This is a genomic window from Microcoleus sp. Pol8_D6 (assembly GCF_036700965.1).
Lineage (GTDB): Bacteria > Cyanobacteriota > Cyanobacteriia > Cyanobacteriales > Microcoleaceae > Microcoleus.
Genome location: NZ_JAUBPW010000049.1, coordinates 19,131 through 40,460, shown reverse-complemented (window position 1 = coordinate 40,460; position 21,330 = coordinate 19,131). Strand labels below are relative to the sequence as shown.

At 47.5% G+C, this 21,330-nt stretch carries 20 protein-coding genes; 15 read left to right on the top strand and 5 right to left on the bottom strand.

The genetic code is table 11. The annotated features are described in order from the left end of the window. Positions 1–220: 220 nt before the first annotated feature. The 13 genes from fbp to QUA10_RS19370 all read left to right on the top strand — a co-directional run bounded on the left by fbp (position 221) and on the right by QUA10_RS19370 (position 13,984). Complete coding sequence (gene fbp, locus QUA10_RS19430) at positions 221–1,294, top strand: class 1 fructose-bisphosphatase (protein WP_333038320.1); 1,074 nt, start codon at positions 221–223, stop codon at positions 1,292–1,294. 238 nt (positions 1,295–1,532) lie between these two features. Continuing rightward, the gene (gene tal, locus QUA10_RS19425; RefSeq protein ID WP_333084057.1) at positions 1,533–2,687 is read left to right on the top strand and encodes a transaldolase; all 1,155 of its coding nucleotides are present in this window, start codon (positions 1,533–1,535) and stop codon (positions 2,685–2,687) included. Between the two features lie 308 nt (positions 2,688–2,995). Next, positions 2,996–3,802, top strand: coding sequence for a hypothetical protein (locus QUA10_RS19420; RefSeq protein ID WP_333084059.1), 807 nt, complete (start codon positions 2,996–2,998; stop codon positions 3,800–3,802). Further along, positions 3,803–5,332, top strand: coding sequence for a glucose-6-phosphate dehydrogenase (gene zwf, locus QUA10_RS19415; protein ID WP_333084060.1), 1,530 nt, complete (start codon positions 3,803–3,805; stop codon positions 5,330–5,332). 191 nt (positions 5,333–5,523) lie between these two features. Further along, entirely contained in the window at positions 5,524–6,888 is a 1,365-nt protein-coding gene (gene opcA, locus QUA10_RS19410) for a glucose-6-phosphate dehydrogenase assembly protein OpcA (protein ID WP_333084061.1), read from the top strand. 324 nt (positions 6,889–7,212) lie between these two features. Continuing rightward, a complete protein-coding gene (locus tag QUA10_RS19405; protein WP_333084062.1) occupies positions 7,213–8,763 on the top strand; it encodes a cobyrinate a,c-diamide synthase in 1,551 nt (516 codons plus the stop codon). A gap of 107 nt (positions 8,764–8,870) precedes the next feature. Continuing rightward, the gene (locus QUA10_RS19400; RefSeq protein WP_333084063.1) at positions 8,871–9,362 is read left to right on the top strand and encodes an ureidoglycolate lyase; all 492 of its coding nucleotides are present in this window, start codon (positions 8,871–8,873) and stop codon (positions 9,360–9,362) included. Positions 9,363–9,574: 212 nt separating this feature from the next. Then, the gene (gene codA / locus QUA10_RS19395) at positions 9,575–10,840 is read left to right on the top strand and encodes a cytosine deaminase (protein ID WP_333084064.1); all 1,266 of its coding nucleotides are present in this window, start codon (positions 9,575–9,577) and stop codon (positions 10,838–10,840) included. 26 nt (positions 10,841–10,866) lie between these two features. Then, positions 10,867–11,175: a hypothetical protein gene (locus tag QUA10_RS19390; RefSeq protein ID WP_333084065.1), complete on the top strand. Its 309-nt coding sequence runs from the start codon at positions 10,867–10,869 to the stop codon at positions 11,173–11,175. Positions 11,176–11,186: 11 nt separating this feature from the next. Then, a complete protein-coding gene (locus QUA10_RS19385; RefSeq protein WP_333084066.1) occupies positions 11,187–11,639 on the top strand; it encodes a hypothetical protein in 453 nt (150 codons plus the stop codon). 98 nt (positions 11,640–11,737) lie between these two features. Next, entirely contained in the window at positions 11,738–12,190 is a 453-nt protein-coding gene (locus QUA10_RS19380; RefSeq protein ID WP_333084067.1) for a KGK domain-containing protein, read from the top strand. 129 nt (positions 12,191–12,319) lie between these two features. Further along, positions 12,320–12,496 carry a DUF4089 domain-containing protein gene (locus QUA10_RS19375; RefSeq protein ID WP_333038298.1) on the top strand — a complete coding sequence of 59 codons (177 nt, stop codon included), beginning with the start codon at positions 12,320–12,322 and terminating at the stop codon, positions 12,494–12,496. A 24-nt stretch (positions 12,497–12,520) separates the two neighbouring features. Continuing rightward, positions 12,521–13,984, top strand: a complete 1,464-nt coding sequence (locus tag QUA10_RS19370) for an AtzE family amidohydrolase (protein ID WP_333084068.1) — start codon at positions 12,521–12,523, stop codon at positions 13,982–13,984. Positions 13,985–13,995: 11 nt separating this feature from the next. Here the strand turns inward: QUA10_RS19370 and rpsU are convergent, their stop codons facing one another. Next, complete coding sequence (gene rpsU / locus QUA10_RS19365; RefSeq protein WP_006632476.1) at positions 13,996–14,190, bottom strand: 30S ribosomal protein S21; 195 nt, start codon at positions 14,188–14,190, stop codon at positions 13,996–13,998. Positions 14,191–14,238: 48 nt separating this feature from the next. On the opposite strand from rpsU, the gene QUA10_RS19360 reads away from it, so the two are divergent. Then, the gene (locus QUA10_RS19360; protein ID WP_333086345.1) at positions 14,239–14,364 is read left to right on the top strand and encodes a hypothetical protein; all 126 of its coding nucleotides are present in this window, start codon (positions 14,239–14,241) and stop codon (positions 14,362–14,364) included. Between the two features lie 28 nt (positions 14,365–14,392). Here QUA10_RS19360 and prfB read toward each other — a convergent pair. From prfB to QUA10_RS19345, 3 genes are all read right to left on the bottom strand, one after another. Continuing rightward, a protein-coding gene (prfB, locus tag QUA10_RS19355) for a peptide chain release factor 2 (protein WP_333084069.1) occupies positions 14,393–15,509 on the bottom strand; the annotation gives its coding sequence in 2 pieces (ribosomal slippage) (positions 14,393–15,436 and positions 15,438–15,509; 1,116 coding nt in all). Between the two features lie 207 nt (positions 15,510–15,716). Beyond that, positions 15,717–17,300, bottom strand: coding sequence for a tetratricopeptide repeat protein (locus QUA10_RS19350; protein ID WP_333084071.1), 1,584 nt, complete (start codon positions 17,298–17,300; stop codon positions 15,717–15,719). A gap of 139 nt (positions 17,301–17,439) precedes the next feature. After that, positions 17,440–18,168: a Bax inhibitor-1 family protein gene (locus QUA10_RS19345; RefSeq protein WP_333084072.1), complete on the bottom strand. Its 729-nt coding sequence runs from the start codon at positions 18,166–18,168 to the stop codon at positions 17,440–17,442. 563 nt (positions 18,169–18,731) lie between these two features. Between QUA10_RS19345 and QUA10_RS19340 the strand changes: the two genes are divergently transcribed. Continuing rightward, the gene (locus tag QUA10_RS19340) at positions 18,732–19,058 is read left to right on the top strand and encodes a PEP-CTERM sorting domain-containing protein (protein ID WP_333084074.1); all 327 of its coding nucleotides are present in this window, start codon (positions 18,732–18,734) and stop codon (positions 19,056–19,058) included. An 85-nt stretch (positions 19,059–19,143) separates the two neighbouring features. On the opposite strand, the gene QUA10_RS19335 is transcribed toward QUA10_RS19340, so the two are convergent. Then, positions 19,144–21,297: a VWA domain-containing protein gene (locus QUA10_RS19335; RefSeq protein WP_333084075.1), complete on the bottom strand. Its 2,154-nt coding sequence runs from the start codon at positions 21,295–21,297 to the stop codon at positions 19,144–19,146. Between the last annotated feature and the right edge of the window lie 33 nt (positions 21,298–21,330).

The following is a 21,330-nucleotide window of genomic DNA, read 5'->3' as shown; positions in this document are numbered from 1 at the left end:
AATTAGTGATTTTGAATACAATTCCCGACTCAACAGCCGCTCGAACTCCTCAATTTTCGATGCGGATCTAAAATTCACCTAAAGTTCGACGCCCTTTGGCAAAACCCTTCCTAAGATAGAAGTTGGGGGACGATCGGTCTTTTAGCCGATTCAGGAGCAAGAGTCAAGGACTCCATCGAACCCAAATCCAGAGCAGCAAGACAGGGAGGACATCAAAATCATGGTAAACGCGCCGACAGGGGAAGCCCGACTGGGCCCGATGGATCAGGTGCAAGCCTTAGACCGCGATTGCACAACCCTATCCCGTCACGTACTCCAGCAACTCCACAGCTTTTCAGCAGATGCTCAGGATCTCAGCGCGCTGATGAATCGCATCGGGCTGGCGGCAAAGCTGATCGCGAGGCGGCTCAGCAGAGCCGGATTAATGGCAGATGCCTTGGGGTTTACAGGGGCTACGAACGTGCAGGGAGAATCTGTCAAAAAGATGGATATCTATGCCAATGAAGTGTTTATCTCGGTATTCCAGCAAAGCGGACTTGTCTGCCGCTTGGCTTCGGAGGAAATGGAAAAACCCTACTACATTCCCGAAAATTGTCCGATCGGGCGTTACAGTCTGCTCTACGACCCCATAGACGGTTCTTCCAATCTTGACATCAATCTCAATGTAGGCTCCATATTCAGCATCCGCAAGCAAGAGGGGGACGATGAAGACGGTTCTGCTTCCGACTTGCTGCAACATGGACACAAACAAATAGCGGCCGGCTACGTACTCTACGGCCCTAGTACCATGCTGGTTTATTCGATCGGTCAGGGTGTTCATTCCTTTACCCTCGATCCCAGTTTGGGCGAGTTTATTCTAGCTAACGAAAACATTAAGGTTCCTGATCGCGGCCCGATTTACAGCGTTAATGAAGGCAACTTCTGGCAGTGGGAGGAATCTTTGAGAGACTACATTCGCTATGTACACCGCAGCGAAGGCTACAGCGCCCGGTACGGCGGGGCTTTGGTGGGAGATTTCCACCGGATTTTATTCCAGGGAGGCGTCTTTTTGTACCCCGGAACGGTGAAAAACCCCGAGGGCAAATTGCGTTTGCTCTACGAATCGGCTCCTTTGGCGTTTTTGATGGAGCAAGCCGGCGGGCGCGCCAGTACGGGCATTCAAGACATCTTAGACGTTGTGCCGACCAAACTGCACGAGCGATCACCCTTGATTATCGGCAGTAAAGAAAATGTAGCGATGGTGGAGTCTTTTATTCAAGATCGATCGCGCAATCCTAGAACAGTCCAACAGTGAAGGAAGTTCGGCAACGGATTATGCAACGGATGTAACGGATGTAACGGATGTAAGGAAGAAGGAACAAGGAAGAAGAAAGAAGAAAGAAGGAAGGAAGGAAGGAAGAGGGAAGAAGGAAGAGGGTTTTAACTTATAACTTTCGACTCCCAATTACCAATTCCCCATTGCCAATTTTGACTTTTCAATTCCCAATTTCCAAGTCCCAATTAACAGCTATCAAATTGTAGGAGTTACAGTAATGACAGCAACGTCAACGAATCACCTGTTAGAAATCAAAGAAATTGGCCAAAGTATCTGGATGGACAATTTGACTCGCGATCTGATCGAGTCCGGCGAACTCAAACAGATGATTGAAAGTAGGGGACTGCGAGGGATTACATCTAATCCGGCTATTTTTGAGAAAGCGATCGCGGGTAATGTGATTTACGACGCGGATATCGAAGCGGGCATCCGGGCAGGTAAATCTGTAATGGAGATTTACGAATCTCTGGTATTTGAAGATATCCGCAACGCTTGCGACATCTTCGCCCCAGTTTACGCAGAGTCGAAGGGTTTGGACGGCTACATAAGCATTGAAGTGCCACCGACGATCGCCAACGATACAGAAAGCACGATTAGCGAAGCCATGCGCTATTACCAAGCCCTCGGCAAAGAAAACGTGATGATTAAGATTCCGGGAACCGCTGAAGGTTTGCCCGCAGTTGAGCGAGTCATCAGCGAAGGCATTAACGTTAACGTGACTTTGCTGTTCTCGGTTGACAGCTACGTCGAAACCTTCTGGGCTTACATTCGCGGTTTGGAAGCGCGGGTGGCTAAAGGTTTGGATGTGAGCAATATTGCTTCTGTTGCCAGTTTCTTCTTGAGCCGGATCGACATCAATGTCGATGGCAAGATTGATGAGAAACTCAAAAATGTCACAGATATTTCCACAAAAGCTAGACTGGAAGCGGTGAAAGGGAAAGTGGCGATCGCCAATGCGAAGATAGCTTACCAGAAGTATAAAGAGATCGTAGCGAGCGATCGCTGGCAAGCTTTAGCAGCCAAAGGAGCGAAAGTACAGCGCTTGCTGTGGGCTTCCACCAGCACCAAAAACCCCAACTACAGCGATGTCATGTACGTCGATGAACTAATCGGCCCGGACACCGTTAACACTTTGCCACCGAACACCGTGGAAGCTTGTTTCGACCACTGCGATGTCGCACCCCGGATTGAGAACAACGTTGCAGAAGCTTACACGCTGATCGAAAGTCTCAAAGATCCCGACATCGACATCAACTTGGACAAAGTGATGGCAGACTTGCTCATCGACGGGATTGAGAAATTCGTGAATCCGTTCCAATCCCTGATGGATTCCTTGCAAGAGAAAGTGCAGAAGTTGTCGCCCGTCGCTTAGGCAGATATCTGTATCCTTGAAGGCAGAAGCATTTAGGAGTCGGAATAGATAATTGTTTGGACTCTGGAATACTGAGTTTTCGATCCCGAATCTGGAAAAAATGACACCAATTGGTGACAAAAATCCTACAAAGGAAAATCTCCCGGGATTGGGACTCTGGAATACTGAGTTTTCGATCCCGAATCTGGAAAAAATGACACCAATTGGTGACAAAAGTCCTACAGAGGAAAATCTAGTTCCTTCTCTCGGAGGACTCCTGCCAGAAGCTTTAACTCCAATCCTCTATCTCCTACCAATGAGGAAATGCTATGCAGACTACCAATACCCTACTAAAAAGCGAGTATGTCACGGCCCAACTAGATGTCACTGAACGGGCAAGGCTTCAAGAACTGGAATCCATCGTGGAACATGGACTCCAGACATTTTACGAAGTTGGGAAAGCCCTAGATGAGATTCGGGAACAGAAACTGTACCGCGAAACTCATAAAAGTTTTGAGACTTATTGTCGCGACAAATGGGCCATAGCAAGGCAGACGGCTCATAGATTTATTGCAGCAGCGCAGGTCATCGAAAATTTGACACCAATTGGTGTCAAAATTCCTACAAAAGAAAATCAAGTACGTCCTCTAACAGGATTATCGCCAAAACTGCAACTCGAAATCTGGCAAGAGGCTCTGGAGTCATCGCCCAATGGTATGCCCACTGGTGCAGCAGTTCAGCGCTTGGTTGAAAAGCGATTTCCATCACTAGGAAGCGGGCGAACTGGCAAGGATGATGCTTCAGAATTAGAGAAATTGCGATCGGACAATCAGCGCCTTAGAGAGCAAATCCGCGAGCAAAACAGAGAAAGGGATCGCCGTAGTGCTGCTGTGGCGTTGGAGTTGGAGCAACTGCGAGCCGAAAACAGGCAGTTGAAAGCTGAACTGCGACAGCGGGATCGAGATTGGGAAGTGCGACTGGCTGCTGAGAGGGTAAAAATCCGGGAGGAAATCAGAGCGGAAGTCAAAGCAGAGTATGAAGGGCAAATTAACTCTCTCACCCAGCAACTAGCAGAAATGACCGCAAACTATCATGGTGTCTTGGCACGGTTAACAGCACTAGAAAAAGGAAAATAAATGGTAACGCTACTTGAAAATCCACTGCGCGTCGGTTTGCGAAAAGAACGGGTGCCGGAACCACAAATTCTGGTAATCTTCGGAGCTTCTGGGGATCTCACCCAGCGCAAACTGGTACCTGCAATTTATCAGATGAAGCGCGATCGACGCTTGCCACCGGAAACTACCGTGGTGGGAGTAGCCCGCCGCCCTTGGAGTCACGATTACTTCCGCGAGCAAATGCGCGAAGGCATTGAAGAATTTGGCGGCGGCATTGGCAATGAAGAATTTTGGCAAGATTTCGCTCAAGGTTTGTACTACTGTCCGGGCGACATTGACAACCCGGAAAGCTATCAAAAACTCAAAGCTTTCTTAGCGGAACTCGACGAAGAAAGGAGAACTCGTGGCAATCACATATTTTATCTCTCAGTTTCCCCGAACTTTTTCCCAGAAGCAATTAGGCAACTGGGCGCTGCTCAAATGCTGGCTGATCCAGCAAAACACCGCTTGGTAATTGAAAAACCCTTCGGCCGCGACTTGAGTTCGGCAAAAGCTCTCAACCGAGTCGTGCAGCAGGTTTGCCAAGAACAGCAAGTTTACCGGATCGACCACTATTTGGGTAAAGAAACTGTTCAGAATTTAATGGTATTCCGGTTTGCTAACGCGATTTTTGAACCGCTGTGGAATCGCCAATTTGTCGATCACGTACAAATTACAGTTGCAGAAACAGTAGGCGTAGAAGACCGGGCTGGTTACTACGAATCCTCTGGGGCGTTGCGGGATATGCTGCAAAACCACTTGATGCAGATTTTCTGTCTGACGGCGATGGAACCGCCGAACTCGCTCGACGCTGACAGCATCCGCACCGAAAAGATGAAAGTTCTGCAAGCAACTCGCTTGGCAGATTTGAATAACTTGGACTTCTCAGCGATTCGGGGTCAGTATTCCGCAGGTTGGATGAAGGGCAAACCCGTGCCGGGGTATCACGAAGAACCGGGGGTTGCTCCCAACTCGACAACGCCGACTTTTGTGGCGATGAAGTTTATGATTGACAACTGGCGCTGGCAGGGAGTGCCTTTTTACCTGCGAACCGGCAAACGGTTGCCGAAAAAAGTTAGCGAAATTGCAATCCAGTTCCGCGAAGTTCCGCTGCTAATCTTTCAGTCCGCAGCCCAACAAACTACTCCTAACGTTTTGACTATGCGCGTGCATCCGAACGAGGGGATTTCGCTGAGGTTTGAGGCGAAAATGCCGGGGCCGGATTTGCGGACGCGGACGGTGGATATGGATTTCAGTTACGGTTCTTCCTTTGGGGTGACATCTTCGGATGCTTACGATCGCCTGTTAATTGATTGTATGCTGGGCGACCAAACTTTGTTTACCCGTTCTGATGAAGTGGAAGAAGCTTGGCGGGTGGTAACGCCGGCGCTGATGGAGTGGGAATCGTCCAACGACCAAGATTTGGTTCCTAAATACGAAGCGGGTACTTGGGAACCTGCGGAAGCAGAACTGCTAATTAACAGAGATGGTCGCAAGTGGCGCAGACTTTAAAAGTGATTAGTCAGCAGTCATTAGTCATTAGTTATTGGTCAGCATTAGTATTAGTGATTAGCTAAGAACTGCTAACTAAGAACCAATGACTAATAACTTAATGACTAAGAACCAATGACTAATGACTAATGACTAATGACTAATGACTAATGACTAATGACTGCTGACTAATAACAAAGGAGAAAAAACCGATGACGATGACACCGATGAAAGCTCCGCCTCTGGTTTCGCTACAAAGTCCTAAAGATGTGTCGATCGACCAAATAGAGGCCGAATTAAGTCAAATTTGGGAAAGTTACAGAGAATCGGGGTCGAAGGGCGATTTTCCGATCGCTAGTAGGGCAACAACTTTTACTTTTGTAGTCTACGAACCAGAAGAAACTCAGCGTTTATTAGCGGATCTGGGGTTTTACGACGGGCCGGTGGACGGTATTACCGGGCCGATGACGGCATCTAGCATCAGGGCGGCTCAAAAAGCTTACGGGCTACCGAGAACTGGCAAAGCTAACGATGAATTGCTAGCGACTTTGCGGGAAGAAGTGGCTCGCAAAAATTCCAGTGGTGAGGAGATGGGATCGAGTGGTTTAGGTTCCGGGGGTTCGGGCGTAGCTGACGCGATTGTGGCTGCCAATCCCTGCCGGATTATTGCTTTGTGCCCGACGGCGGGGGAAGATACAGGCGTGCAGGCTCAAGTGGCTGCTTATTGTCCGGTTCACAAGCGCACCAGCGGCAATCTAATCTGCTGCGAGTATATTACGCTGCGGGGTACGGAAGCTGCTTTGGAACGGGTGAGCGGCATCGTGACGGCGTTGACTATCGCTGATTTGCCGACGCTGCTGTGGTGGAAGGCGAACCCTGATGCCGATCGAGGTTTGTTCCAGCGGCTGGCGGCAGTTAGCAGTTCTGTGATTGTTGACTCTAGCAGCTTTGCTGAGTGTGAAGCTGAATTGCTGTTGATGCAAAGTCTGATCGAGGAAGGAATTCCGATCGCGGATCTGAATTGGCGACGGTTGGCCGCGTGGCAAGAGTTGGCTGCTGAGGCTTTTGACGCCCCGGAACGTCGCGCTGCGATTCGGGAAATCGATCGGGTGACGATCGATTACGAACAGGACAATTCTACGCAAGCGCTGATGTATTTGGGTTGGCTGGCGAGTCGGCTTCAGTGGCGTCCGGTTGCTTTCAAACAGGAAGAGGGCGATTACCAAATCAAGCGAATTAAATTCGCCGGGCCGGACGAACGGGTTGTCGAAGCTGAGTTGGCTGCTATTCCTACTGCTGATACGGGCGATGTCGCGGGCGATTTGATTGCTGTGCGTTTGAATTCTACGAACGAGAAGGCGGACTGCGGTACGGTTCTGTGTTCGGAAGTGGGCGGCTGTATGCGGATGGAAACGAAGGGCGGCGCTCAAACCGATCGGTTTAACCAGGTGAGTCCTCTGTTCGATCAGGTGACGGAACACTTGCTGGGTCAGCACTTGCAGAGTTGGGGTCGAGATGTGCTTTACGAGGAAAGTTTGGCCGTTACAGCTCAAATGCTGAAGTTGGCTAAGCGGTAAAAATAAGGAAGAAGGAAGAAGGAAGACGGATTGAGTTAATATTCAGTGGGGCAGGCAATGTCTGCCCTACTTTTATTCTTCTCTTTTCTTCCTGCGCGCTCTTTGCGTCTTCGCGGTTCGTTCAATAGTTATTATTTGAGCGGTTGGAGAGCAATACTCATAACTTTATCAACTGTCTCTTTTATGAGGAAAGATTGCATAAATCTTTGATTGATACAGAAACCGCAGATGCAAGGCAGATTAACACAGATAAACGCAGATAATTTCATGATTGGAAAGAACTTTGGCAATTTTATCTATTATTGATTTTAACTAACTATAACTATGAGTTTAGTAATTGCTGGTGAACGTAGTGGTGCGGGAAAGACTACTGTAACGATCGCCCTTTTAGCTTATTTAATCCGTCGCGGCTTGAATGTTCAATCTTTTAAGGTGGGGCCCGATTACATTGACCCGATGTTTCACGCTTTTGTTACTGGTCGCCCCTGTCGCAATTTAGACCCGGTATTAACTTCTGAATCTTATGTAAAAAAGTGTTTTTCTCGTCATATTCCAGATGTCGATTATGCCTTAGTTGAAGGGGTGATGGGACTATTTGATGGAGTGAGTCGAAAAAATCAGGAATCACGAAGGCACGACACGGATTTTGACACGGATACAGGGATTAATTATCGAAAAGAAGAAGGCAATTATGATTTTTCCTTTGCTTCTACGGCTCATGTTGCTTATTTGCTGAATTTGCCAGTATTGTTTGTGATAGATTGCAGCAGGCTCTCTGGTTCTGTGGCTGCGATCGCCCACGGTTTTCGTTCTTTTAACCCTGACCTTAAATTCGCTGGTTTGGTGCTGAATCGGGTGGCGAGCGATCGACATTTGGAACTGCTTCAAAATGCTCTCCAACCGCTCAATTTACCAATTTTGGGCGTTTTGCGTAGGGATGAGGCTGTTACTATTCCCGATCGACATTTGGGGCTGATTCCTGCTGAGGAGTTGCCGAATCTTCATGCTGCGATCGATAAATTAGCTGATTTGGCTGCTGTTAGTTTTGACTGGGAGCAACTTTTGCCTTTGTTGGCTGCAACTCGAAATGGGGGGGGTGAGGGGTCTGAGCAACTTGTGGGTAGACACAATTTGCCTTCTGAAATTGTAACTAAAAAAGATGATGTTGTCAACAGTTTGGGAAAACAATTTGGAGTGAGGATTGCAGTTGCGCGCGATCGGGCTTTTAATTTTTACTATCAGGACAATCTTGATTTGTTGGAAGAGTTGGGTGCCCAGTTAGTATTTTGGAGCCCGCTTGATGACTCGGTTTTTCCTGACAATGTGCAAGGGTTATATTTTGGTGGTGGTTTTCCCGAGGTGTTTGCTCAAAAATTGAGCAGTAATGTTTTAATTCGGGATGCAGTAAAAAGTGCGATTTTTTCGGGAATGCCGACTTATGCGGAGTGCGGCGGTTTGATGTATTTGTGCGATTCTATTGTAGACTTCGATGGCAATTCTTGGCCAGGGGTGGGTGTGTTGGAAACTGCTGCTGCGATGGGAAAGCGTTTGACGCTGGGATACCGAGAAGCTGTGGCGGTGAGGGATAGTTCGGTGTTAACTGCTCTTGATGAGGTTTGGGGACATGAGTTTCATCGATCGCATTTAACTGTGGAACCGAGTAATCCAGTTTATCACAGTTGGAGGTATGGGAAGCGAGGGGAAGTTGAGGCGGTTGCTGAAGGTTGGGGAGTTTGTCAGGTACACGCTTCTTATTTGCATTTGCACTGGGGTGCTCGTCCTGATATTCCGGCTCGTTTTTTGCAGCAGTGTGCTGATTTTGATTGTAAGGGTGTTTTGGGCGATCGAGAAAGCGAACTAGATTTTTTTATTTAATTAACCGCAGAGGACACAGAGAGCACAGAGAAGAGAAGAGAAGAGAAGAGAGAGGATTTACTGTATTAGAATGTTCATGACGGATCAAGCTAGGGATGTTGGGATTTATGAGCGAATCAATTTCGACTAAGCAGTTATCCGCACAATGGGTGACACCGGATAATTTTCGGAGTTACGGTCAAGTTATCTTTGCGGCAATTGATGGCAAGTCTTTCGATGCTGAGGATGCTCAGTTAAGTTTGCAAAATGGTATTCCTAGATTTTACATTATGCGGCTGCACGAGAAAGGTCGCAAGTTTGGCAAAATTACGCGGCACGTTCAATGTACTCAGTGTTTGGGTTCTTTGGAGGGGAAGGATTGGTTGATGGCGGTTGCGCCTCCTGGGGATAGCTATAAACCGAGTTTAGAGGATATGGCTGCTTTTCGGATTCCGGGCAATTGTTTTATTAAGTTAGATGTGGGTACTTGGCACGCTGGGCCGTATTTTGATGCGGATTTTGTTGATTTTTACAATCTGGAATTGAGCAATACTAATGTGGTTGACCATTTTACCTTTGATTTGGTGAAAAATCACAATCTGGAGTTTGAGATTGTCTGAGGTTGGCGATTTGTAGTTGCGCTTTCTGCGCGGTGATTTTCGTTATAGGTTGGTTTTTTGAGTAAGATTTTTTAACCGCAGAGGGCGCAGAGGACGCAGAGGAGGAGAAGGAGGGGGTCCGCAAGTGATTGGGGAATTCTTTTGGTCTTACTAGGCTGAGTAGCAACTAAGAACGATCGCGTTTACAAGTGTTAAATTTAGCTGCAATTGTCATGCCTGAGCAAAAGTATAGCATTGTTCTGCGCCAATGTCGTTTGTTAGGTGCGATCGACAGTCAAACAGTGGATATCGCTATTGAGGGGGACAAAATAGCCGCCGTATCGACGCAGATTTCCGAATTGGGAGAATCCGAAATTGATGTTGGAGGCAAATTAGTCACTCCCCCGTTTGTTGAGTCGCACATTCATCTCGATTCTGCTTTGACTGCGGGGGAACCGCGATGGAATCAAAGCGGCACTTTGTTCGAGGGAATTCAAATGTGGGGGGAACGAAAGCAAAGTTTAACTCTGGATGATGTCAAGAAACGGGCTGTTGAAACTTTAAGGCTGCAAGCGTCTCAAGGGATTTTATTTGTCAGGAGTCACGCTGATGTTAGCGAACCGACGCTGACTGCTTTGCAAGGACTTTTGGAAGTTCGCGAACAAGTCAAAGATTGGATGACTCTGCAAGTTGTGGCTTTTCCCCAAGACGTGATTTATGGAAGTCCAGAAAATGACAAACTTTTAGAGAAATCTCTGGATATGGGTGCGGATGCTGTGGGCGGGATTCCGCATTATGAGTTGACGCGGGAAGATGGGGTGAAGTCGGTTGAGCGAATTTTTGAACTTGCGGAAAAATACAATAGATTAATAGATGTTCACTGCGATGAAATCGATGATGAACAGTCGAGATTTTTGGAAGTTGTAGCAGCTTGTGCGATTAGAAGCGGGGCTGGTTCGCGGGTGACGGCTAGCCACACGACGGCTTTTGGTTCTTATAACAATGCTTATGCTTTTAAGCTGATGGGAAGTTTGGCAAAATCGGGAATTAATTTTATTGCCAATCCTTTAATTAATATCACCCTGCAAGGCCGCGCTGATACTTATCCCAAACGCCGTGGGGTGACGCGAGTTAAGGAATTGTGGCAGCAGGGATTGAATGTGAGTTTGGGCCACGACTGCGTGCAAGATCCTTGGTATAGTTTAGGTACGGGAAATATGTTGGATGTCGCTCATATGGCGGTTCATGTTTGTCAGATGACGGGAATGCCTGAGATTGCAGCTTGTTTTAATATGGTGACTGTCAACGGTGCTAAAACTCTCAATCTGGGAGATGAGAATTATGGGATTGAGGCGGGTAAACCTGCAAATTTGATTGTGTTGGATGCTGAGGATTGTTATGATGCAATTAGGAGGCGCGCTGCGGTTCGGTATGTGATTTCGCGGGGAAAGTTGCTGGCGGAAACTGCACCTGCTAAAATGAGTTTTTATTCGGTTTGACAAACAATTTTTTAATCTGTTAAATTGTGAATCAAGGTGCTATTCCCGATGAGAGTCCGAGAAATTTAGTAGAGCAATTGCTCCTGCAAGATGCTAAAGCTGGTAATTGTAGAGCAATTCAGGGCGGGCCTGGCGATATACTAGGGGATGTTTCCCGACTGGTTGCCCTCTATGGAGGTAATCCAGAAGACTGGTACAAAATAACCAGCATTCAGGCTTTTGTAATTAATGGAGCTTCCGTACAAGTGCACTGGTTTGAAAACGGGGAATTTTTGCAACAAGTTGAATTAAAATTTAAACGGCAATATCCTAAAATAGCACCTAAGAATTTATAGGTAGACAAGTTATGATTGTTCGCTGTATTGCTAATACTGGGGAAGTTCTACCGGAAAATTATATTGATCCGGCCCGAGGTTATACTAAAAACGTTGAATTGCCGTTGACAGTTGGCAAGGAATATGTTGTTTATGCAATCCGATCGTGGCAGGGAATAGTTTGGTACTATATTTGTGATGATAATTACAGTTATTATCCCATACAGACTCCTGCACCGCTGTTTGAAGTAGTTGATAACCGAGTTTCTAAGTATTGGCAGTTTATGCTTGACCCGAATGGGGTTTTAAGGTTTGCTTTTGAGCAGTGGTTTACTGACCCTTGTTTTTATGATAAGCTAACTGACCAGGAAGAGGCGGAGGTTGAGATTTTTGAGAAGGTTAAGGAATTAATGGATGCTGAAGATTTTACTTTGCCTCCGCTGGATGTTGCAGTTGAGCAGTTGCGGGAAACTGTCAGTGTTTGAGTGGAAAAGTGCGATAGTCAATTGATTTTGTTAACCAGCTTGACTCACACACCTCCAAATAGTATAAAATATCAAGTAGCAGAATCTTGTGAAATAAAATGGACGAAAAAGTTGAAATAAATAGAAGCTATGAGACACTAGACGGCGATGATGATGTTTTGTTATTGGGTCAAGCTACTTTTACGGTTCGCCGATTTAAAGAGCTAGCCTACAGTAAGTTTAACAAGATAATGCTTCAGACTTATGTAGCAGAAACTAACCAACGTGAGAAATCGATAATTCAGTGGATACAATATCTGTCGATTAACGAAGAAACAAAAATTATGGGAGGGGATATAAACTGGAAATCGCCTCCAGAAGGAATTGATTGTCAAATTCTAAAAATTGGTTCCAAGGGTTGGCAAAAAGGAAAGCTTCAAATAGAACTTAATCAAACTTTGCAGTCTTGGCAAACGCAGGTCTGTATAAAGTTTTGTCCTGATGAACCACCAGAGCAAAAATCGCCTCTAGATGATATCAGACAATCCGAGGAATACAAAAAACTGCTTTAAAATAACTGACAACCAGACGTGGATTAGTCTAAAATAATCGATCGCACTTATATCTGAATCTTAGATTTTTAACCGCAGATGAGGGCGGATGTACGCGGATGTACGCTGATGTTTTTTTGGGAGGTACTGATGGTAAATGTAGAAGAATATGTCGATCGCACCGCTGAACTGATAAACTTACCCTTAGACCCGGAACATCGTCCAGGCGTTGTGGTAAACTTCGAGAGGATAGTTGCGATCGCCCGACTGGTTACTGAGTTTCCTTTACCCCCAGAAGTAGAAGTCGCGCCGGTGTTTGAACCTTAGATTTTAAACCGCAGATGAGGGCCGATGAACGCAGATGAACGCAGATGTTTTTTAGATAAGGCTGATGCGGTTGCTACGGCAGCGGCGGTTAAATGTGGTAAGGTTACGGCTACAGTGGCGGTAAATGCTGCTTTGGAACGGATTGCTGTTAAGGATAAAGCTTTTAATTGCTTTACTGCAATCACTGCATCAAGCGCACTCGCAGCAGCCGAAAAAATAGATAATTCCATCGCAAATAACGAAAACCCAGGCCCTTTAGCAGGTGTTCCCTTCGCTGTCAAAAACCTGTTCGACATCGCCGGAATTACTACTCTAGCAGGGTCAAAAATCAACGCTGACAATCCTCCGGCTACCCAGGACGCAACGGTGGTCGCCAGACTCAAACAAGCCGGGGCTGTCCTCGTAGGTACTCTCAACATGGATGAGTACGCCTACGGTTTCGTCACGGAAAACAGCCACTACGGGCCCACCCGCAATCCCCGCGATACTGCGCGCATCGCCGGCGGTTCCAGCGGCGGTTCCGCAGCAGCAGTCGCCGCCGGTTTTGTACCCTTTACTCTCGGTTCTGATACTAACGGTTCCATCCGCGTACCGGCTGCTTTGTGCGGTGTCTTTGGCTTCAAGCCTACTTACGGCCGCTTGTCGAGGGCTGGCGCTTATTTATTTTCGAGTAGTTTGGATTGTGTGGGGCCGTTTGGGCGATCGATCAGAGATATGGCGCTGCTGTACGATATCCTGCAAGGCCCGGATTCTCGGGACCCAGTTTGCACTCAACGCCCGCCAGAACTTTGTTCGCCGCAGTTAAATCAAGGTATCGAAGGATTGCGAATTGCTGTTGCTGACGGCTATTTTGCCACAGGGGCCGAACCAGAAGCAATGGAGGCTGTAGAAATAGTTGCTAAAGCCTTGACAAATGTCTTGAATTGTGGTAAGACCACAGAAAAAACAACAAACCCCCCAAAAATAGGGGGGCTTGCAACTGTCACCATACCGGAATCCGATCGCGCCAGGGCTGCGGCATTTATCATTACCGCCTGCGAGGGGGGAAACTTGCATTTAGACAATTTACGATCGCGCCCTCAAGACTTCGATCCGGCGACGCGCGATCGCTTTTTAGCGGGAACCCTGATCCCTGCGACTTGGTACTTGCAAGCCCAGAGATTCAGACAGTGGTACCGCGATCGAATTCGCGAAATATTCCAACACACAGACATCATCCTCGCACCCGCAACCCCGATAGCTGCCCCTGAAATTGGCGTCGAGAAAATGGTAATAGCCGGACAAGAAATCTTAGTGCGTCCCAATCTCGGACTGTTCACCCAACCCCTATCATTTATTGGCTTGCCCGTTCTTTGCGTGTCCGTACAGCGGCCCGGCGCTTTGCCCTTGGGGGTACAAATTATTGGTGCTCCCTACAGCGAAGCGGTGATTCTCCGAGTCGCTGCGGTACTAGAATCGCAAGGCATTATATCTGCCGAATCAATTTAGTGCTAATAATTCTAGGGTTTGTTGTTGCGGTGAAAGCGTCTCTTAGTCCTTCTGGCAATAGCTTTGCGCTTCTGCTTTTCCAACGGGGTTTCAAAGTGGCGGTGCTTTCTCATGTCGGGGAAAATACCCGCTTTAGAAACTTGTCGCTTAAACCGTCGTAGGGCTGACTCAATCCCTTCATTTTCGCCTATTACAACTTGGGTCATTATTTCTCCTTAGTGTTTGTTAGATCAAGTTTTATCATATCAAGGTTTTTGACCGCGCGACCTATTGAAGGTCGGGCGATCGACCAAAACCCAAAAATCATACCAGAAAATTGGTTCGTAGTGAGGAATGCAAGTCCTGCTTTTTTGCGGACTGAAGTCCTCATTGACTACTGACTACTGTCAACTGTCAACTGACTACTGACTACTGACTACTGACCAACTGATTTTCCTGCCGCAGGTAAGCTTGAATAAACGGCTCTAATTCGCCGTTCATCACATCTTCGATCGCAGTTGTTTCCACTCCAGTCCGCAAATCCTTGACCATTTGGTATGGGTGAAAAACATAATTGCGAATTTGGTTGCCCCAAGCTGCCTCCACCATGTCGCCGCGAATCTCGGCAATTTCCGAAGCCCGCTGTTCCTTAGCAATCACCAACAGCCTAGCCTTGAGTAATGCCAAAGCTTTTTCCTTATTTTGCAACTGACTGCGTTCTTCAGTGCAGCGGACGGCCAAACCGGTAGGAAGGTGAACGATGCGGACTGCGGTTTCTACCTTGTTAACATTTTGCCCGCCCTTGCCGCCAGCGCGGGAAGTCGTGATTTCCAAATCTTTTTCTGGAATGTCTAACTTGACGGATCGATCGAGAATTGGCATCACTTCGACGCCTGCAAAACTGGTTTGACGCTTGTCGTTAGCGTTAAAAGGCGAAATTCTGACCAAGCGGTGAGTGCCTTTTTCCGATCGCATATAACCGTAAGCGTAGCGGCCGACAATTTCCAAAGAAGCAGATTTAACACCTGCTTCCTCTCCCTCGGAAATTTCCATTAAATGTACTTTGTAACCTTGACTTTCCCCCCAGCGGGTGTACATCCGCAGCAGCATTTCGGCCCAATCTTGAGCATCTGTGCCGCCGGCCCCAGCGTTAATTGTCAAAACGGCGCCACCTTCATCGTAGGGCCCCGATAGTAATTGTTGCAGTTCCCACTGGTCGAGTTCGCGGGTTAACTGAGAAAGACTCGATGAGGCTTCTTGGAACAGGGACTCGTCGGCTTCTAACTCCAGCAGTTCTAAAATAGCTTTAGCATCTTCCAAGCTAGTTTGCCAGCCGCGGTATTGGTCTAAATGAGATTTGAAGTCATTAAGTTCTTGGAGGGTTTCTTGAGCTCGATCTTGGTCTTCCCAAAATGCTGGTTGGGCGCAGATTTGCTCTAAGTCTTGAATTTTTGCTGTAAGTGCGGGGATGTCAAAGATAGTCCTGGGTTGTACCCAGTCGATCGGACAAAGTTGCGATATTGTGTTTGATGTCTAGAACTTCCACTGTTAGTCCTCTTGGTTTTGGGTGGTAATATTGATTTTAGCTGAAATTTCGACATTTCAGCAATTAATCCATGTATCCGTGTCCAAATCCCTGTCGTGCCTTCCTTCTTAAATAACACTCCTAAATCATTTGTGAATTTCTTACTCCCTCCCATTGGTAAGGGGAGGGTTGGGGTGGGGTAAAAAATTTACGGTTCATTTAGGATTGCTAAATGTACTGCGAACCTGTTGAATTGAAAGTTTTACCGCATTCGTGAGCGCATACGTCCAACCTTTTAGAACAGGAAAAACTTTTGGTGAGGTCTTCGCGAAACCAATCTCTGGCGATCGCATCTTTCACCGATTGAGTTCTGAGAGAATTAAAGCCATTTCCGTACTTTTCAATTAAAGCCAGCATTTGCGGTCTGTAAGTGTGGTTATAAACAGCGTATTTAGTATGGCTTACCCAACAGCAAGGCCAGAGTTCCGCTTCAAAACTGATGAAAATCTCTTGGGTGGCTTGAGTTTGACAGCTAATTTCTACATTTCGGTAGTAATTGTTTAGGCTACCAAATGTTTCTACAGCTTGGATAAATTGGTCTCCCTGGGGATTTTTATATTGTTCCAACGATGGGGGTTGAAGTTCTTCGCTGGCTGGCTTTGATGGGACAGAAGGAGTGGGTTCTGGTGCTTGAGAGGTTTCGATAGCTATCGCTTGATACCAAGCATAATTTGCTTTTTCGGGTTGCCCCAACTGCGTCAAAACTTTAGCTAAATTGCGATAAGCTCCTGCAAAATTGGGTTTAAGCTCGATCGCCTTTTGGTAATAAGCACTAGCTGGCTGCCACTGTTGCTGTTGAGCATAAAGACTGCCGACATTAGCATAAACTTCTGGAAAATTAGGCTGAATTTTTAGGGCCTTGGCGTAACAGTCTGCTGCTGCTTGCATCTTCCCCAAACCTTGAACAGCATTGCCTAAAGTTTTCCAGGCTGCTGCAAAATTAGGTTGAATTTTTAGGGCTTGTTGGCTGGGTGCGATCGCATCTGACAGTTGCCCTTGTTTCAAACATTCCTCAGCTTGTCGGTGGAACTGAAGCGCGGCCTGTTCTTGATGCTGAGGGGCTGCTACATTAGCTGTTGCTGGTTGGTTTGGGTGATCGCTCTTAGCCTCTACCTGAGAGTTTTCTGCTTTCTGAGGCTCTTGATTTGCAGACTCTTTATCATAAATCTCTTTCGCCACAAAACGAGAGGTAGCTTTCGGTACAAACTCGACAAATCCTAGTTGTTGGGCTAAATCCCGTGCTGCTTCTACTTGGTGCTGGTTGTGTTCAAATATCAAGTAATGCCATACAGCTTTTCCGCCAGCTTGGATAAAGGCATTAACCGACTGCATTATCCTGTCCCAGTTGGTATTTTGGCGGTAGATGCTGTTAGTATCGGCCAACCCGTCGATACTAAAAATTACGCGATCGTGTTCTCCTGTCATCGCCTTTGCCAGGGCTTGCCACCAGTCGGGGTTGCGTCCGCTACCGTTGGTGTACAGGGAGATATGAGGAACTCCCATGCGGTGCAAATACTCGATCGCGGGAATTGTGGTATTGCTAGTCATAGCATCGCCGTAGTTGCCGCACATATACACCAAATCCAACTGAGAGCAAAACTCTTGGGGGAAAATTCTCTCAATATCCTCCATCTTTAATTCTGCCCCCGGCAAAATCGGGTTGTCGGTGCGGGGACACTGCGGGCAAGCTGCATTGCACCTGGAGGTAATTTCTACGCTGACTCTCCTAATATCTTCATATTTTAAGTACATGAGTTTTCTCCAATTAATTTTTTATGAATGTTGAGAGAGGACGCGACGATCGCTATCTTAGTTCCTAAACTTAATAAAAATCAAAAACCGCGGCCTGATGTCGATCGGGCCGCGGTTTTTTTTTAAGCTAAAGTTTCAATTAATCGCGGCCGTTGAGAGCAATCAGCAGGCGCAGAATGAAAATGAACAAGTTGATGTAAGTCAAGTACATCGACAGAGCGGCGGGCAAATACTGGTCGTCGCGGTAGCTGCGGGGTAATATGTAAAAATCGACGATCGCAGCGCCGGCAAATATAAACACGCCGATGCCAGAAATGCCAATTTCCAACCAGGTTGGGGTGTAGACGCCAAATAGAGAGAGCAGAAACTGACCGCCAACAACCACTAACAAAGCAATCACACCTAAACTGATAGTTTTGGTGAGAGCCATGCCGTCTTGTTCAGAAAGGTTGGAGCCAATTTGGCGGGCGGCGATAAAAGTAATGCCACATCCAAGTGCAGCAAAACCAATACCGGCGATGCCGACGCCTTCGCTTCTGAGGGCTATAGAAACCAATCCGCTGAGGGTGTAGCCTGTAAGCAAGCTGTAGGTTGCCAGGAGAGGCAAAGCGGTATTTTTGTTACCTTGTTCGGCAGCGCCGCGGGCGACAAAGAACAGAATTAATTGTAGGACGATCGCAGCAATGAAGGTGGGAAAGAAGATCCCGGGATAGTTACGAATCACTCCGAGGCCGCCGTAGGTGCCGACAGCAGTTAAGACAAGTCCGCCGCCCACGAAGGGGAGAGCGTTGGAGATGACGTTGGGGCCTACCAGCGCGTGGTTTTTGGCCTCGCGCACGGCTTCGCGGAAATTGCTAGTGTTACTCACGAGGATTTACCTAATTTTGGCTGAGAATTGCTATCTATTATTGTGACAGCTTTACACTTTGTTTGCAAAACCTGAAAGAGTTTAAAGATTTGATAAAGAACGGGGGTGAAATCACTCCAAACCAGGGATCGATTGTTTATAATGGACTGCGTATACGTCTGTGCCGTGTCGCTGTCTCGCACCGTTGCGCCTCGCGGCAAAGCTATAATTGAGTTTAAAGGGTCGGTGCTATCTGCGGCCAAGGGCTAGCTTAAAGTCGATTAAATCGCAAATAGCTGATGTAAATCAATTTTGGATGGGGGATTTACGATTGGGGATTAAGGAGTATATGCTAGAGGCAGGGATCACAGTTGATTTTAGGTTTTTGATTTGCGAGTTAGTTGAAACTAGAGACCAGAAACTTCAATAATCTAAAATATAAGATATAAGAGATAAAATCTAAAATCTAAAATTGGTTCCGTTAATTGCTAAGGTAGCTCACACAGTAGCTCAGACAGAGGATAACCAGAAAATTAATGAATAGATCGAGTTCTATCGACAAACTGCTAAATAGGTAATTTCCAATGCCCACCTTTTTTGAGCGAAAATTATTGCCCCCTACAGCCGGGATTTTATTGGCTGTCGCCGCCATTATTTCCGGCGGTCAAGCTGCCGTTGCAGCTAATGTCCAAGCCGTTTCTACCGCTGCTTCCTGGCAGGGTTCAGAAAATTTGCTGCTGGCTCAGACCGGTCAACTCCCCCAAAGTACAATTTCTTCAACCCCGAACCGGGGGACGGAAAACCGCGTACCTCTGCCCGTAAGAATTCCTGAGCCTTCGGCGGTGATAGGGCTGGGTTTAGTTGCGGGTTCGCTGGCAGTGACTCGCCGGAGAGTGAGAGTTAAAAATTAGACTTTTTTTGGCAAAAAGTCTAATTTTTGGATTTTTAACCGCAGATAAACGCGAATAAACGCAGATAAATGTGGCTATCAGGATTTTAGCCGATCGCGTCGCGCAGAGCATTTTTAGTCATAGCTGCGATCGACTGTTCGGTAGCTTTCGGCAAGTGATAGTATTTCCCTCCAGAAGTCTTGGCCAATTCCTTCGCAAAGCCAGTCGAAATAAACTTGCTCTCGGTATCAATCACCAGCAACTGCATTCCCAACCCACGAATTTTGGCAGCAATTTCTAACAATTCTTTCTTAATATCAGGCTTTTCTCCATCTACAATCGGTTCGCCCAAAGAACGAGCCAAAGGAATATTACCTCGTCCGTCAGTAATGGCGACAATCGCAACTTGACCGATATCTCCAGACTGCCGCGCGTTGACTCCCACCCGCACTGCTTGAGTCAAACCGTGGGCCAGGGGAGAACCGCCGCCGCAGGGCAACCGTTCCAAACGCTTGCGGGCCAAGGCTATCGAGCGAGTCGGCGGTAGCAGCACTTCTGCTTGTTCTCCGCGAAAGGGAATGAGAGCAACTTGATCGCGGCTTTGATAAGCTTCTGTGAGTAGCTGCATGACTGCACCTTTGGCAGACTGCATCCGGTTGAGGGCCATCGAACCCGAAGCATCGACGACAAACACGACTAGAGCTCCAGCTTTTCTGGCTAAACGCTTCGCCCGAATGTCTCCCTGTTCGACAAATACACGGCGCTGAACCCCCTCTTGCCCCCCCTTAGTAAGGGGGGGTTGACTCGCTTCTTGCCCCCCCTTACTAAGGGGGGATTGGGGGGGGTTAGAATTCCTGTCGCGGCGGGCTTTTTGGTAGGGTGCGGCGGCTCTGAGGGTGGCGTCAACGGCGATGCGGCGGACGGGGCCTTTGGGTAAGACTGGCTTGACGTAACGGCCTCTATCTTCCGAGAAAATGGTGCTGCGGCTGCCGGATTTGCCTTGTTTGTTGGCGGATTGTTGGGCGAATAAAAGCACGCTGGGGTCGAGAATTACGCCTTCGGGGTCGAAGAGAAATTCTTCGGGAATGGTATCTTTTTCTGGTTCTTCTTCAGGTTCCGGGTTGTCTTCATCCTCTTGGTCTTCTTCGTCTTCTTGCTCGTTTTCTGGTTCGTCTTGTTCTTGTTCTGACTGCTTTTGGGGAGGCGGTGGAGGGGGAGGAGGAGGAGAGTTTTCGTCTGGGGGAGTTTGGATGATGGTGGCGCGGGGTACGATGACTAATTCTACGGCGCGGCGCAGGTCTTCGGCGTTAACTTCTGTGCGTCCTTCGATGGCGGCGGCGGCTTTGGCGACGCGGACTGCGAATATTTCGGCGCGGTGTCCTTGAACGCCACCCCGGATGGCTTCTTCTACTAGGTAGGCAATTTGTTCGCGTTTAATGCTGACATCTTTGAGCCATTCTCTGGCTAGGATGATTTGGGTTTTGAGGTTGTCGGTGTCTTCGCTGTATTGATTTAAAAATTCTTGGGGAGAGCTGGAGTAGGATAAAGCTTGTTCTACTGCATAGACTCTTTCTTCTATTTCGAGTGCTGCATCGGCTGAAAGTACGATCGCGATGCGATCGAGCAAATGTTCTCTCAGCGGCCCTTCTTCGGGGTTGTAGGTGGCGATAAATAGAGGTTTGCAGGGGTGTTGGAAGCTAATGCCTTCGCGCTCTATTTGGTTGCGCCCTTCGGTTAATACTGTTAGCAATTGGTTGGAAATATTGTCATCGAGGAGGTTAATTTCGTCTACATATAGTACGCCTCGATTTGCTTGGGCTAAGAGTCCGGGTTGAAATACGGTTTGGCCGAATTTCACTGATTGTTCGACATCAACTGAACCTAAGAGTCTGTCTTCGGTGACACCCAAAGGAATTTGAATGAATGGTGTGGGAATTATTTCAGTAGTTAAGGAATTAGTATCGGTGGTGTGGGCATCTTGCCCGCCATTTTCTGGTAACAAGCCTGATGCTTGTTCTGGAAGAATATCATTAGGTTCGGCGTTGCAAAAAGAATCTTTAACAATTTCAATGGGTGGCAGTAAGGAGTGCAAGGCGCGGGCCATTACTGATTTTGCTGTGCCGCGGCGGCCTGCGATCGCCACTCCTCCCAATCCGGGATCGACTGCTGCTAACAGCAGGGCTAATTTGATTGCTTCTTGCCCGACTACGGCGGTGAGGGGAAAGGCTGTGGTGGAAGGGCTAAGGTTGGCTGCGGGCATAGGATTTTCGGATGTAAAAATTTGAACTTAATG